This window comes from Microcystis sp. M53598_WE2 (genome assembly GCF_030067735.1).
Lineage (GTDB): Bacteria > Cyanobacteriota > Cyanobacteriia > Cyanobacteriales > Microcystaceae > Microcystis > Microcystis aeruginosa.
Window position 1 is genome coordinate 1 of record NZ_JASJFE010000884.1, and the last position, 13,740, is coordinate 13,740.

Here is a 13,740-nt window from a genome sequence, read left to right on the forward strand (position 1 = left end):
CAATTAACTGTCACCCAAACCCAGGACGAAAAAGAACTATTCGACTTGAAAATTCCCGTCGCTTTTGCCTATCTCAACTCTGAGGATATTACCTACAATCTGCGGATTCACCAAAAAGAACAAAGTTTCTATTTTCCCCTAGCACAAAAGCCCGATTTTGTCAAGTTCGATCGGGGTAATAATTTCCTCAAAACCGTCACTCTTGAGTATCCCATCGGTGAATTAAAAGCGCAATTACAACAGGATCCCGATCCAATTTCCCGTATCTATGCAGCCATAGCCATTGCTAAAAAAGGCGGTTTAGAAGCGATCGAAGCTTTAGGGACATCCCTAGAAAATGAGCCTTTTTGGGGGGTGCGTGTGGAGGTGGCCAAACAGTTAGCAACTCTTGGTTTAGATCAGGCGGTTACTGCTTTAATTAAAGGTTTAAACGACGAAAAAGCACAAGTACGTCGGGCAGTTGTCGAGGGATTAAGTGAAATTAAAACCTTAGATAGTTATCACGCGCTTAAATCCCTACTAGAAGCTGGAGATGCTAGTTATTATGTGGAAGCGGCCGCGGCGCGAGGATTAGGCTCCATGGCCGTGGGACAATTGCAAAATAAAGAAGGGGAAATTATTGACCTGCTCAATCATATTTTACAGTTAAGAAAGGGGTGGAATGAGGTAGTAAGAGCGGGCGCAATTGGGGGTTTAAGCCAGTTAAAAACCTCGCCGGCGGCTTTGGAGTCAATTTTGACCTACACAGCTTTAGGCACGCCTCAACCCCTGAGATTAGGGGCTATCCGCGCCCTGGGAGCGATTTCTTCCGGACAAACCACGGATAAATTAACCGTAATTTTGGAACGTTTAGAAACCATTGCCAAGGAAACTTTTTTCTTGACGCAAGTGGCAGTGTGTAACGCTTTAGGACAGATAGAAAATGCCAAAGCTATCGTTATTTTACAAGCTTTGAGCGATCGAACTCCCGATGGTCGCGTCCGTCGTGTAGCGGAGGAAGCAGTACAAAAAGTCCAGAAAAAATTAGGTTCCGAGAAAGCAATTCAGGAAATTCGCGAGGAATTAGAAAAAATGAAACAGGAAAATCAGGAACTTAAAAGTCGTTTGACCAAATTAGAGGCGAAAAATAGTTAGTTAACCTGAGTTATCAGTTATCAGTTATCAGTTATCAGTCATTAGAACGTAGGTTGGGTTGAAGCATGAAACCCAACCCCCGCATGGGTTACGCTACCGCTAACCCATCCTACAAATAATTGTGCCTCCCTACTTATCAGTTATCTGTTTACTGTCTTGAGAGAACCATGGGATTAGGAGAAACAGACACCAGAGCCAAATTAATTGACCCCGTCCTGCATCAAAGAGGATGGACCGAGGATTGTCTCAAGCGAGAAGAAACCCCGGGGGCAATTCAAATTATCGATGGGGAAGCCGAACGCGCCAGGGGAAGGATTGATTACACCCTGCGAGTGGCCGTCAGTAGCGACAGCCAACCCTTAGCCGTCGCCCTAATAGAAGCAAAAAAGGAAGATGCGCCCCCCACTGAAGGCTTAGAACAGGTTAAACGCTATGCCAAAGGGTTAAATGTACCGTTTGTGTACTCCTGTAACGGTCATCTTTTTGTCGAATACGATCGCACGACGAATATAACTTCAGCCCCTCAACCCCTCAGCCAATTTCCTACCCCGGCCGAACTGAGGGGGAGATACGAGCAGTATGTAGGCTTCAGCCTAGCAGAGGAGGTCGCCCGTCCCCTGCTGACTCCCTATAAGGGGGGAGAAGGAGGACGGCGTTACTACCAAGATGCTGCCATCCGCGCTGCTTTGGAAAAAATTGCCCGCTGCCAGCAAACAGGCTCCCCGGCGCGAGTCCTTCTAACCCTGGCAACGGGCGCGGGTAAGACTTTTATCGCCTGTAACCTACTGCGAAAAATAGCAGATGCCGGACAGTTGCGACGGGCGTTATTTGTCTGCGATCGCGATGAGTTGAGAACCCAGGGGGCGGCGGCTTTGCAAATTGCTTTCGGTTCCGATGCGGCGGAAGTAGAAAAGAACCAACCCCACAAGAATGCCCGTGTTTTAATTGCCACCTATCAAACCCTGAATGTGGACAAGGAAGAGGACATGGGGAATTTTTTAACCACCCATTACCCGGAAAATTATTTCAGCCATATCATCATCGATGAGTGTCACCGTTCCGCTTGGGGTAAGTGGTCGCAAGTTCTCACCCGCAACAGTGAAGCGGTACAGGTGGGGTTGACGGCAACTCCCCGGGAATTGGAGTTTACAGAAGACTCGCCCGAATCAGAAGCCGATAGACAAATCACCGCCGATAATATGGCCTATTTTGGCGAACCCGTCTATGAATACGACATCGGACAAGGGATAGAGGATGGCTATCTTGCCGCCTGCGAAATTGTTAGGAGCGCCATCAACCTCGATGACACGGGCATTACAGTGGAGGAGGTCATCAGCAGAAATCCCCTTGATGCCAACACGGGACAGCCCATCCCAGAGGCAGAAATTAGGGAAATGTACGAGAAAACCAGTTATGAGCGGTTAATTTTGCTCCCTGACCGTGTGATGGCGATGGCGGGGGATTTATTTAATCATTTCTTAACAACGGGGGAAGTGGAACAGAAAACGATTATCTTCTGTGTTAATGACCGCCATGCTGATGCTGTAGCCATTGAGATGAATAATCTCTATGCTCGTTGGTGTGCCGCTAAGGGGGAAAAGCCGAAGGATTATTATGCTTTCAAGTGTACGGCCAAATCTTCGGGTAATGACTATTTGCCGGATTTAAAGGGCAGTTCCCGTTCCCATTTTGTCGCGACGACGGTAGATCTTTTAACCACCGGCGTCGATGTCCCCAATGTGAGAAATATTGTCTTTTTTAAATATGTCAATTCTCCCATTAGTTTTTATCAAATGGTAGGGCGGGGGACGCGGTTGGATCTACCCACTAATAAGTTAATGTTTCGGGTGTATGACTACACTAATGCTACCCGTTTATTTGGGGAGAAGTTTCTCGATAAGTTAGCCACCAAAAAGGGGACGGCGGCGGAACCAAAGGAAAGGCAGCAACGCCTGGTTATCTCCGTTGAGGGGTTTGAGGTAAATATTACTCCGGTGGGGCGCTATATTCTGACGACGGTGGACGGAGAAACGAAGCCGATAACGGTAGAAGAGTATCGAGAGAGGCTGGCGGAATCCTTGGTTAATCAGGTGACTAATTTGACTTTATTTCGTTCAATTTGGGTTCAGCCGGAGGAGCGGGGGAGGTTATTACAAATACTGCCCGATGGGGGGCGATCGGCAAGTATAATTAGGACACTAGATGAGTTGGAAGCTTGCGATTTATTTGATGTTTTGGGAGAGTTGGGTTATGGTTTGCACCGTCTGACTCGTTTGGAAAGGGCGGAAGCTTTTAGTTATAAACAGGAGGATTGGTTACGCGAAATGCCAGAAGAAACGGCGGCGACAGTGAGGGCGATCGCTTCTCAGTTTGCTAAGTCGGGGACGGAAGGATTAGAAAATAAGCTCATTTTTCAAGTGCCGGAAGTGACTAAGGCTGGGGGTTTGTCGGCGTTAAAGTTAGTAGGTAAACCCTCTGAGATCATACAGGAAACTAAGATAAGATTGTTTGCCGCTTAGGGTTTTTAATTGGGGATTGGTATTTGAATGTTTATGATTGGGCAAGGGAGTTATTATGAGTCAGGAAAATGATCGGCAGTTGCCCGATGGTTGGCAGTGGGTAAAGTTAGGGGATGTTTGTAAAATTGTTAATGGCTCTACACCTAGTTCAACAATTGAAGAATATTGGAATGGTGATATTATTTGGATTACACCTACTGATTTAGGTAAGTTGTCCAGTTCATTAATTACCGATGCTGCCAGGAAAATTACAAAATCTGGTTATCAAAGTTGTAATACAGAAATTGTTCCCACAAATTCTGTTATTATTTCTAGTCGCGCTCCTATCGGTTATATTGGAATAGCTAACATTCCCTTGTGTACTAATCAGGGATGTAAAAGTTTAGTGGTTACTGAAAAAATAGATACATGGTTTCTATATTTCTGGCTCAAATTATCTATTCCTGTACTTAAATCTATAGGAAAAGGAACAACTTTTCAAGAGATATCTAAATCCCAATTAACTATATTTGAAATCCCCCTCCCACCCCTAAGCGAACAAAAACGAATCGCCGCCATTCTTAATGAACAGATGGAAGCGGTAGAAAAGGCACGAAAAGCAACAGAAGCACAGTTAGAAGCTGCCAAGGCTTTACCTGCTGCCTATCTTCGGGCTGTTTTTGAAAGTGAGGAGGCTAATTCTTGGGAGAGGAGAAAGTTAGGAGATGTGTGCAGAGTTACGAAATTAGCTGGCTTTGAATACACGAAGTATGTCAATTATAATCCTGATGGAAAATATATCGCTTTACGCGCCCAAAATGTTCGGAATACAGGACTTGATCTTAGTAATTTTGTAAAAATAACTGAAGACGTAGCTTCATATTTATCACGTTCAAAATTGGACTCTGGAGATATTGTAATGACATTTATCGGAGCAAATATAGGTGAAGCAACTTGGATTGATAAAAATGATATGTTTTATTGCGCTCCTAATATAGCTAGAATAACACCAAATGCAGAATTAATTGATTGTCAATTTTTAACGAGATTAATTCATTCTTCTGAATTCCAACGACAAATCAGAGATATTAACGAAAGCACAGCACAGCAGAGTTTATCTATGAAAAATATTCGAGATTTTTGGGTTGTCTTTCCAACTTTATCTCAGCAAAAACAAATCGCCTCAACTCTAACCGAACAAATGCAGGAAGTGGAACGACTAAAACAGAACTTAAAAGAGCAACTCGACACCATCAATAAACTCCCCGCCGTCTTATTGAGCCGCGCTTTTAAGGGAGAATTATAGTTATGCAAACAATAGACATAGAAAAAACACAGCAAGCATGGACAAACTTAAACCAAATACTGTTCATACCTCGTACCGAATCAGAAGAAAATCGCTATTATTTTACTAAATGACAGAAAACCTAATTATCAAATATGACCCAACGGGAGACATTCTCTATATCAATAAATGCGCTCCCTATCCCGAACAAGAATCAGAAGAATTAGGAGATGATATTATTGTGAGAGTCAACCCCCAAACCGAAGAAATCGAAAACCTAGAAATCCTATTCTTTTCTCAAAGACTGCAAGAAAACAACGAACTCCAACTCCCCCTCATCGCCAATCTCCGCTTGGCAGGTTAGACAAATTAGGTAAACTCAATGGCTAAAAAAAACAGCAACGACAACGGTAAAACCTTCACCACCCAACAGGGACTTAACAGCTACATCAAAGGCATCTGCGACATCATGCGGCGTTCCAACTGTGCGGGGGCATTACAGTACGTCCCCGAACTCAGTTGGCTACTGTTCCTCAAAATTCTTGACGACACCGAACAGCGAGAAGCGGAAGAAGCGGAAGCCGTGGGGGACTCTTTTGCCGATTCCATCCCCGAACCCTACCGTTGGCGAGATTGGGCCAACCCTGAAGGCAACCGCCGCCTTAACCTGCAAATGGGGCAAATGGGTCAATTTCTGCCCTTTGTCAATAGACCTCTTGCAAAAGTCTTAAGTCGATCCTTGTACAGCAACATTTTTGAAGATTATCAACTACTAATAAATAATTAACTCAAAGTCCCTCCCATTATTGTTTCTATCGTTTGTTTTCGGATTTATGCAAGAGGTCTAATGAAGAAGTCATTCCCTACCTCAAAAGTCTCAAAAACAAACCCCAAGCCACCCCCCGCCAAAAAATTATCAGTGAGGTCATATCCAGTGTCGAACGAGTCCGCATCGACACCGAAACCAACCTGTTAGACATCCTCGATAAAATCCACGAAATCGACTACATTGACCCTACCCACATCTTCCCCATCTCCCAAGTTTACGAGGGATTGCTGTTGAAAATGGGAGAAAAAAACAACGATGGCGGTCAATTCTTTACCCCCCGGGAAGTCATCCGGGCAATGGTCAAAGCCATCGCCCCCCAAGTAGGAGAAACCATCTATGACCCCTGCTGCGGCACGGGCGGATTCCTGGCCCAATCCTACGAATACATCCGCGATTTCCTAGCAGATGACATCACCCCCGAACAGCTAGAAACCATCAAACTAAAAACCTTTTACGGAAGGGAAAAAGAGAACCTCATCTACCCCATTGCCCTCGCTAATTTAGTCCTACACGGCATCGATTACCCCCACCTCTGGCACGGCAACACCTTAAACCGAGAAGTCATCTATGGCGACCTGTTCCAAGATGCTCCGCCCCAGTTCGATATTATCCTCACTAACCCCCCCTTTGGCGGCAAAGAACACAGGACCGTACAGGCACAATTTGCCTATAAAACCAGTGCTACTCAAGTCCTATTTTTACAGCACGTTATCGACAGTTTGAAACCGGGGGGACGCTGCGGCATCGTCTTAGATGAAGGGGTGTTATTTCGCACCAATGAAAATGCCTTTGTCCAGAGCAAACGAAAACTATTAAACGACTGTAACCTCTGGTGTATCGTTAGTTTGCCCGCGGGGACTTTTGTGGCTGCCGGTGGGGGAGTCAAAGCTAACATCCTCTTTTTTACTAAAGGCAAACCCACTGAAAAAATCTGGTATTATGACCTGTCCGATGTCAAAGTTACCAAGCGCAAACCCCTGATGATGAATCACTTTCAGGAGTTTCTAGAACTATTACCCAACCGAGAAGATAGTGAGAGGAGTTGGACAGTCACCCGTGAAGAAATCGAAGCCAAAAACTTTGACCTCAAGGCTGTCAATCTTAACACCAAAGTAGATGAAGATAAAAGCACCGCCAAGGAATTGCTAGATTTTATTGAGGAGAAAGGTAAAGAAGTTGCTCTAACTCTATCAGTGCTGAGAAAGTGGGAGCGGTGAAGGTCACTTACAGCTTTATGAAAAATTTTTAATAAACCTAGAGTTTTTAAATTGAGTAATCGATAACTTTCTCACTTTTATTGTCAAAATCAGTGAGTAAGGTCGCTTTTCTCGGTTTTAAATGTACCGTTTGTTCTGGTTGTAACTGTAATTGCTTGTATTCCTCACGATTGAGATAAGCCACCACCATTTCCCCATCGGCTAACATTAATTCTACTTGTATTTCCCAGCCTAAATGAATAACTCTTTTTACCACTGCCCAACTATTCAAACCATCTTGTTCGGGCATAATTTCCAGGTCGTGGGGACGGATAAAAACGGTGGAATTATCACCCGGATGATGTCCATTTCCTAATCCCGCTAGATTAGGTAAGATATTCACTTCCCCAATAAATTGCATCACAAAAGCTGTGGCCGGATGATCGTAAATTTCGGCGGGAGAACCCACCTGTTCAATTTTACCATGATTCATCACGACAATCGTATCGGCTACTTCCATTGCTTCCTCTTGATCGTGGGTAACAAAAACACTGGTAACGTGAACTTCTTTATGTAAATTTCTCAGCCATACCCTTAATTCTTTTCTGACTTTTGCATCTAAAGCTCCAAAGGGTTCATCTAATAATAATACATTCGGTTGAATGGCTAAAGCGCGGGCTAAAGCTACTCGCTGCCGTTGTCCTCCCGATAATTGGGCGGGATAGCGATCGCCTAATCCTTGTAATTGAATTAATTCTAATAATTCCTCAACTTTTTTCTTAATTACTGGGGATTTTTGCTGGCGAATTTCTAGACCAAAAGCAATATTTTGACGGACAGTTAAATGTTTAAATAGGGCATAATGTTGAAAAACAAAGCCGATATTTCTCCGTCTAGGATCCACATGGGTGGTATCTTGTCCGTTAATGATAATCGCGCCACTGTCGGGAGTTTCTAATCCGGCAATTGAACGTAATAAGGTGGATTTTCCCGATCCCGATGGTCCGAGGAGGGCGACTAATTTACCTTCAGGAATGGTTAAACTGATATTATCTAAAGCCTGAAAATTGCCGAAACGTTTAGAAACTTGCTGGATGGTAATACTCATATTTTTAGGTTTTTTGTAGAACGTAGGTTGGGTTGAAGCATGAAACCCAACGCCCGCTCATATTTTTAGGTTAATTGTAGTTAGGTAGTGTGAATTTTGTGGGCGGTTTTACGTTCGAGAATTTCTTTGATAATTAAAGTAACTCCCGCTAGTAAGGCGAGAATAGCAGCCGCACTAAAAGCGGCAGGAGTTAGATAATTTTTATAGGCCTGTTCTACGAAAATTGGCAGGGTAGCAGTTCTCCCTAAAATACTGCCAGAAACCACAGAAACCGCCCCAAATTCTCCCATCGCCCGGGCATTAGTTAACAGCACTCCGTACATCAATCCCCAACGAATATTGGGTAAAGTTATGCGCCAGAAAATCTGCCAATCACTTGCCCCTAAAGTGCGCCCCGCTTCCTCTTGTTCCAAGCCAATTTCTTCTAAGACTGGGATAACTTCTCTAGCGACAAAAGGCATAGTAACAAATATAGTTGCTAATACCATTCCGGGTAAAGCAAAAAGTATTTTTATATCGAAAAATTCTAGGAAAGAACCTAACCAACCATTGCGCCCATAGAGCAGTACAATCATTAAACCCGCTACCACGGGAGAAACGGCAAAAGGTAAGTCAATTAAACTAATTAATAAAGTTTTGCCACGAAATTGATTGCGAGCAATTACCCAAGCTGCACAAAGTCCAAAAATTGTGTTTAAAGGTACAGTAATTAGGGCAATAATTACTGTTAATTTCACCGCTTCGATAAAGTCAGAAGTTCCCGCCGCTTCTAAAAAAGCTTGGAATCCATTGCGAAAAGCATAGTAAAATACTGCCGCTGCTGGAATAAATAATAATAGTGCCAGATAAACAAGGGCGATGATAATTAGTAGGGGTTTGTAATCCCACTCTTTCGGTTTAGTTGATTTTTTTAGACTCAGCATTTTTGATCTGTCTCCAGTTATACCCTAATATTTTTTACTCTTTACTTAACTCTGTATTTTTGCCCCCATTGCTGCAGGAAATTAATTACTACTAACATGAACAAAGAAACCAGTAATAAAACCATGCCGATTACTGTTGCCCCCGTGTAATCATATTCCTCTAGTCTTTGGAAGATTAAAACTGGGGCAATTAAATCCTTAAAGGGAATATTAGAGGAGATAATAACTACGGAACCATATTCACCGATCGCTCTGGCAAAACCGAGGGCAACTCCTGTTAAAATAGCGGGTAGTATTGTGGGAAAAATCACTCGCCAAAAGATTTGCCAAGAGGAAGCACCGAGGGATAAAGCCGCTTCTTCTACTTCTTTTTCCATTTCCTGTAAAACCGGCTGTAGGGTGCGGACAATAAAGGGTAAAGCGATAAATAACATCGCCACAAAAACCCCTAAAATGGTAAAGGATATCTTAATGCCAAAGGGGGCAAAAAATTGACCGAGCCAACCGTTATCACTGTAAACTGTGGCTAGGACTAAACCGGCAACAGAAGTGGGTAAAGCAAAGGGCAAATCTACACAAGCATCGACAATTTTTTTACCCGGGAATCGATAACGCACTAATACCCAAGCGATAATAGTGCCAAAAACTCCGTCAATTAATCCGGCGATTAAGGAAGTAAAAAAAGTGACTTGGTAAGCGGATAAAGAAATCGGTAAAGTGGCAACACGCCAAAATTCAGCAAAACCAAGAGTTAGGGATTTAGCAAATAGTGCCGCTGCTGGTAAAACCAACAAAACCACTAGATAACTAATGGTAATTACCCAAGGAATAGAAACTTTTTTCAGGGGTTGACTGGGAGATAAAGATAATTGTGGGTTAGCCATTGTTTATTATTGCTAGAGATTACCAATTGTCCGCTTCTTCAAGAACTTGTGCTGAATCATACCAAACTTCTACATCTAAATCTGCCAGATAGGAAAGGGCATTTTCTATCCCTTGGGAGTTGCCTTGTAGTTGTAGATCGAACCAGCCATCTTGATTATTATTTGCCGCTAACAAAGCGGAAAATATATTCACTTTTAGACCAGGAAAAGACCCTAAACGTGCTATAATTGGCTCGTTAATATATTGTTTAGGAATCCGAATTTTTATTCTTCGGGACGTGGGGCGATCGAGTCCTGATTGATCGAGATGTAAGTCACTTTGGGGATGATTAATAGTTTGCCATTGAGGTTGATTATCCATGGTTTTTCTCCTTAGGATTTACCAGCTTTAGTCAGAATTTTATCGAACAAGGCTCCATCATCAAAGAATTGCTTTTGTACTTTATCCCAACCGCCTAAATCCTGCACGGTAAAGAGATTTTTTATCTGAGGAAATTTACTCTCAAACTCTTTAAATACCGTCGGTTCAACGGGACGAAACCCCACCTGAGCAAATTCTCTTTGGGCTGCGGGAGTAAATAAAAACTGCACAAAAGCCTCAGCCACTTTTCTCGTACCTTTTTTATCCACATTGGCATCAACAACCGCCACGGGATTATCAATAGAAATATTGTAATCGGTGGGAACAGTGTAGGACAACTTCTCGCCTTTTTGGTTAGCGAGAATCATCTCATTTTCGTAATTAATCAGCACATTTCCCTGGCCTTGTTTAAAAAATACATCACTAGATTCGCGAGCATCTCTAGGTAAAACTGGCGCATTTTTAAACACTTTTTCGACAAAAGTTTGCGCCGCTTGTTCACTGCCTCCCGCTTGCGTCACCGAACCCCAAAGAGCGAGAAAATTCCAGCGCGCTCCGCCAGAAGTCTTGGGATTAGCGGTAATAACTTTAATATTATCCTTGGCTAAATCTGACCATTTATTAATTTTAATATTGGCATCACGAGGAACAAAAGCCACTACAGATTTATGAACAATAGAGTCATTGGTTGCTTCTTTTTCCCAACCGGGTTGAATTAATCCCGCTTGCTCAATTTTCTTGGTATCCAAAGCTAAAGCCAACGCTACCACATCCGCTTCTAAACCATCGATAACGGCACGAGTTTGGGAACCGGAACCACCATAACTCTGTTCAAAAGTTACCTTTTGCCCCGTTTTTTGTTGCCATTCCTCGACAAATTTGGGAATGATTTTTTCGTAGGCACTTTGGGTGACAGCATAGGAAACAAGCGTCACAGTCACGGGTTTTTGGCTGTCATTGCCGCTATTGGTGGGGGATGGGGTGCAGGATACCAGCATCCCCCCCGTCAGGACAGTTGCCATTAGTAGGGATAAACAAGACTGGGATGACTGCATCGGCGGCGCTCCTAAGATTTACTCTAAGGTTGTATCTGTTTTTAGGCGTAGTTTAATCCTACAGCACAGGAAACAAAATTTCAATACATTTATAAAACAAATTGGGAATAAGGTGATAACAAGGGAAACTGTGAGAAGATGGAATCAGTGCTACATCTAGGTTTGAGACTATGGGCAAGAGCGTCAAGGCCAAAAAAACAACCCTCCTACAACAACTGATTAACCAGAGTTTTCTCTTTCGCGGACTAGAGGAAGCTTGGTTAAGTCAGTATCTCGATGCCGACAATCTCAAGCTAGAGACGCTATTTTCCAATCGTCCCGTCTATACGGCTTTTCTCCCCGATGAATTTCTAGATGTTTTGTATGTGATTTTGGATGAGGGTGTAATCGTCGTCCGCAGCACTCCCCTCGACCGGATTATTGCCATTAGCTACCCCGGTGGCTGTTTTGGCATGAGGAGTTTACCCTTTAGTTATGGTTTAGCCAGTCGCGCCTTTCCCTGTTTGGTGGAATCCTATAAAACTACCCACGTCCTGAAAATTCCCTTATCGGCACTAGAAAAGATTTACAACGATAACCAAAGTTTTCGTCAACGGTACTGTTTGTTATTTGAATTACAGCAAAAATTCGAGTATCATTTGCTTAATTGCAGTAGCTATCCACCCCAAGCTGTAGCCACTTTACTCAGAGCTTTAATCTATCAAGAAAGAGAATTAGGCAGTCAACCAGATGCCGAAAATATCTATACTTTTGATCTATCCGTCGATGTGATTGCTCGCGCTTGTCAACTCAATCAACGCACCGTCGAACAGGTATTAAAAGGATTGCAAACCGTGGGATTAATTGCCTCAGAATCGACGGGGGATTTAATTCGGGTACTAGATGCCGAGGGTTTAAAAGAAGTGTACAGTGCCACCCGGGATAAAGTTAATTGGTGGCCCCTAAGATAAGTGGAATTTGCTGAATAAATCTAAAAACTTTGTTGGATAAAAATTTTAGACTTTTTTCCCATCAAAAAGTACCAGCCCTTGGAGTGATCGGGGGGGAAATTTAGGCACTTTTTCCCCGAAAATTAGGTAATTGACCTCCTCAAAATCGGTAAAACCCTACACCCTACACCCCACACCCCACACCCTGCCCCCACGCAAAACTTTTTGCCGCAAACCCTATTTACCCTTGCAATTGACAGCGCTTTAAGGCATCTTCGGCAGCCGCTTTGGTGGCATCCTGTTTCCGTTTACCTTTACCTGTACCGTAGAGAAGGTTATTAACCCGCACTTCGGCAGTAAATTCCCTAGCGTGGGGGGGTCCTGTCACATCAATGATCGCATATTCTGGATTAGAGGCAAAATTGGCCAGGGCCCACTGTTGAAAGAGATTTTTAGCATCGATAAAAGATGACGATTCCGATTGTTGAGAGACTAAATGAGAGGCTACAGGGATAAAAAGCCCGTGCAGATAGTTTTTAACCGCATTTAACCCCGAATCTAGATAATAAGCCCCAATTATCGCTTCAAAAGTGTCCGCTAATAGGGTAGGATTCGATCGCCCCCGATCTTTAATTGCCCCCTTGCCTAAACGCATTAACTCCCCCAGGCCGATTTCGATGCCTAATTGCGCTAATTGTTCTTCTTTGACCAAATTTGACCGCAAACGGGTTAATTCTGCCTCGTTCATGGCGGGATATTTTTGATACAAAAGTTCGCCCACCAAAAAAGCCAAAATCGCATCGCCCAAAAATTCTAGGCGCTCGTTATTTTCCGTCAATTGGGACTGTTCATTAACATAGGAACGATGGGTTAAAGCTTGGGTGAGAAGGAGAGCATTTTGAAAAGGAGGCAAACAAGACATTACAGAAATGATCAAGTCAAGAGCATTTCTTATCTTAATCCGACCCCACCCCGAATAGATGAGACGAACGATCCTTTTTTTACTGTTTTTTCCAGCTAGTTTAGGCATAATCTCCCAAATATTCTCACCGGAAAACCTATCCGCTGCTATTCTTGCCCTAGGGACCCTGGTGATGTGCATGGAACAGGCACGCATGGCGGCGGTGGACTTGGGAGAAATTGCCCAATTTCAGCAAAAAACCAGCGATCCTCGCCTCGATCGCTTTTTTATGGTTACAATTAGTACAATTGTTTTAGAATTGTCGGGCTTTTATGTGGCTGCCCTCTGGATAGGATGGGGAGCTTTAATAGTTTTAGTCAGTCAAATTTGGTTTCATTGTTTAGCCAAAATTCAACTGCAGCCAAGCACGGGAAAAATTATTGACCATGGCATAGGGCCACGTTTACCCATCTTACTCGCTGACGGAATCGGCATAATCTTCGTGGCTTTCTGGTTAGCCAAAATTGCCCCCCTAATTATGGCCATGACTTTAACGACAATGTTGTTAATCTACGGCTCTATTAAGTATCTTTTCAGAACTGGGGAGGGGAGAGAAAGGAAAATCCAGAGGCTGCAA

The 13,740-nt window shown here is 43.4% G+C and carries 14 protein-coding genes; 8 read left to right on the forward strand and 6 right to left on the reverse strand.

The genetic code is table 11. From position 1 onward, the window contains the following. From PX636_RS17950 to PX636_RS17975, 6 genes are all read left to right on the forward strand, one after another. Positions 1-1,134: HEAT repeat domain-containing protein (locus PX636_RS17950; RefSeq protein WP_288118143.1), on the forward strand; the 1,134-nt coding region annotated here is incomplete at its 5' end. A gap of 167 nt (positions 1,135-1,301) precedes the next feature. Then, entirely contained in the window at positions 1,302-3,653 is a 2,352-nt protein-coding gene (locus PX636_RS17955) for a DEAD/DEAH box helicase family protein (protein ID WP_288118145.1), read from the forward strand. A 55-nt stretch (positions 3,654-3,708) separates the two neighbouring features. Next, the gene (locus PX636_RS17960) at positions 3,709-4,938 is read left to right on the forward strand and encodes a restriction endonuclease subunit S (RefSeq protein WP_288118146.1); all 1,230 of its coding nucleotides are present in this window, start codon (positions 3,709-3,711) and stop codon (positions 4,936-4,938) included. 109 nt (positions 4,939-5,047) lie between these two features. Then, a complete protein-coding gene (locus PX636_RS17965) occupies positions 5,048-5,281 on the forward strand; it encodes a DUF2283 domain-containing protein (RefSeq protein ID WP_147069132.1) in 234 nt (77 codons plus the stop codon). An 18-nt stretch (positions 5,282-5,299) separates the two neighbouring features. After that, on the forward strand, positions 5,300-5,704 hold the full coding sequence (locus tag PX636_RS17970; RefSeq protein ID WP_288118148.1) for a type I restriction-modification system subunit M N-terminal domain-containing protein: 405 nt from the start codon (positions 5,300-5,302) through the stop codon (positions 5,702-5,704). Between the two features lie 32 nt (positions 5,705-5,736). Continuing rightward, positions 5,737-6,963, forward strand: a complete 1,227-nt coding sequence (locus PX636_RS17975) for an HsdM family class I SAM-dependent methyltransferase (protein WP_288118150.1) — start codon at positions 5,737-5,739, stop codon at positions 6,961-6,963. Between the two features lie 46 nt (positions 6,964-7,009). On the opposite strand, the gene PX636_RS17980 is transcribed toward PX636_RS17975, so the two are convergent. The 5 genes from PX636_RS17980 to PX636_RS18000 all read right to left on the reverse strand — a co-directional run bounded on the left by PX636_RS17980 (position 7,010) and on the right by PX636_RS18000 (position 11,273). Further along, entirely contained in the window at positions 7,010-8,050 is a 1,041-nt protein-coding gene (locus PX636_RS17980; RefSeq protein ID WP_287107392.1) for a sulfate/molybdate ABC transporter ATP-binding protein, read from the reverse strand. 80 nt (positions 8,051-8,130) lie between these two features. Continuing rightward, entirely contained in the window at positions 8,131-8,973 is an 843-nt protein-coding gene (gene cysW, locus PX636_RS17985) for a sulfate ABC transporter permease subunit CysW (RefSeq protein ID WP_002797969.1), read from the reverse strand. A gap of 41 nt (positions 8,974-9,014) precedes the next feature. Beyond that, positions 9,015-9,857 (reverse strand): sulfate ABC transporter permease subunit CysT, encoded by an 843-nt coding sequence (gene cysT / locus PX636_RS17990; RefSeq protein ID WP_002797970.1) that lies wholly within the window; start codon positions 9,855-9,857, stop codon positions 9,015-9,017. 19 nt (positions 9,858-9,876) lie between these two features. After that, positions 9,877-10,218 (reverse strand): NIL domain-containing protein, encoded by a 342-nt coding sequence (locus tag PX636_RS17995; RefSeq protein ID WP_002768372.1) that lies wholly within the window; start codon positions 10,216-10,218, stop codon positions 9,877-9,879. A gap of 11 nt (positions 10,219-10,229) precedes the next feature. Beyond that, complete coding sequence (locus PX636_RS18000) at positions 10,230-11,273, reverse strand: sulfate ABC transporter substrate-binding protein (RefSeq protein WP_002797971.1); 1,044 nt, start codon at positions 11,271-11,273, stop codon at positions 10,230-10,232. Between the two features lie 170 nt (positions 11,274-11,443). On the opposite strand from PX636_RS18000, the gene PX636_RS18005 reads away from it, so the two are divergent. After that, positions 11,444-12,223, forward strand: coding sequence for a Crp/Fnr family transcriptional regulator (locus PX636_RS18005; protein ID WP_002797972.1), 780 nt, complete (start codon positions 11,444-11,446; stop codon positions 12,221-12,223). 220 nt (positions 12,224-12,443) lie between these two features. Here PX636_RS18005 and rnc read toward each other — a convergent pair whose 3' ends face one another. Continuing rightward, positions 12,444-13,124, reverse strand: a complete 681-nt coding sequence (gene rnc, locus PX636_RS18010; RefSeq protein WP_288118155.1) for a ribonuclease III — start codon at positions 13,122-13,124, stop codon at positions 12,444-12,446. 58 nt (positions 13,125-13,182) lie between these two features. Here rnc and PX636_RS18015 point away from each other — a divergent pair. After that, positions 13,183-13,740 (forward strand): hypothetical protein (locus PX636_RS18015; RefSeq protein WP_288118157.1); only part of this gene is annotated, 558 nt, incomplete at its 3' end.

Excerpts from the sequence above, each read along its gene's own strand:
- PX636_RS17955 (WP_288118145.1), top strand. The coding sequence starts at position 1,302 with ATGGGATTAGGAGAAACAGACACCAGAGCCAAATTAATTGACCCCGTC.
- PX636_RS17960 (WP_288118146.1), top strand. The coding sequence starts at position 3,709 with ATGAGTCAGGAAAATGATCGGCAGTTGCCCGATGGTTGGCAGTGGGTA.
- PX636_RS17965 (WP_147069132.1), top strand. The coding sequence starts at position 5,048 with ATGACAGAAAACCTAATTATCAAATATGACCCAACGGGAGACATTCTC.
- PX636_RS17970 (WP_288118148.1), top strand. The coding sequence starts at position 5,300 with ATGGCTAAAAAAAACAGCAACGACAACGGTAAAACCTTCACCACCCAA.
- PX636_RS17980 (WP_287107392.1), bottom strand. The coding sequence starts at position 8,050 with ATGAGTATTACCATCCAGCAAGTTTCTAAACGTTTCGGCAATTTTCAG.
- cysW (WP_002797969.1), bottom strand. The coding sequence starts at position 8,973 with ATGCTGAGTCTAAAAAAATCAACTAAACCGAAAGAGTGGGATTACAAA.
- cysT (WP_002797970.1), bottom strand. The coding sequence starts at position 9,857 with ATGGCTAACCCACAATTATCTTTATCTCCCAGTCAACCCCTGAAAAAA.
- PX636_RS17995 (WP_002768372.1), bottom strand. The coding sequence starts at position 10,218 with ATGGATAATCAACCTCAATGGCAAACTATTAATCATCCCCAAAGTGAC.
- PX636_RS18000 (WP_002797971.1), bottom strand. The coding sequence starts at position 11,273 with ATGCAGTCATCCCAGTCTTGTTTATCCCTACTAATGGCAACTGTCCTG.
- PX636_RS18005 (WP_002797972.1), top strand. The coding sequence starts at position 11,444 with ATGGGCAAGAGCGTCAAGGCCAAAAAAACAACCCTCCTACAACAACTG.
- rnc (WP_288118155.1), bottom strand. The coding sequence starts at position 13,124 with ATGTCTTGTTTGCCTCCTTTTCAAAATGCTCTCCTTCTCACCCAAGCT.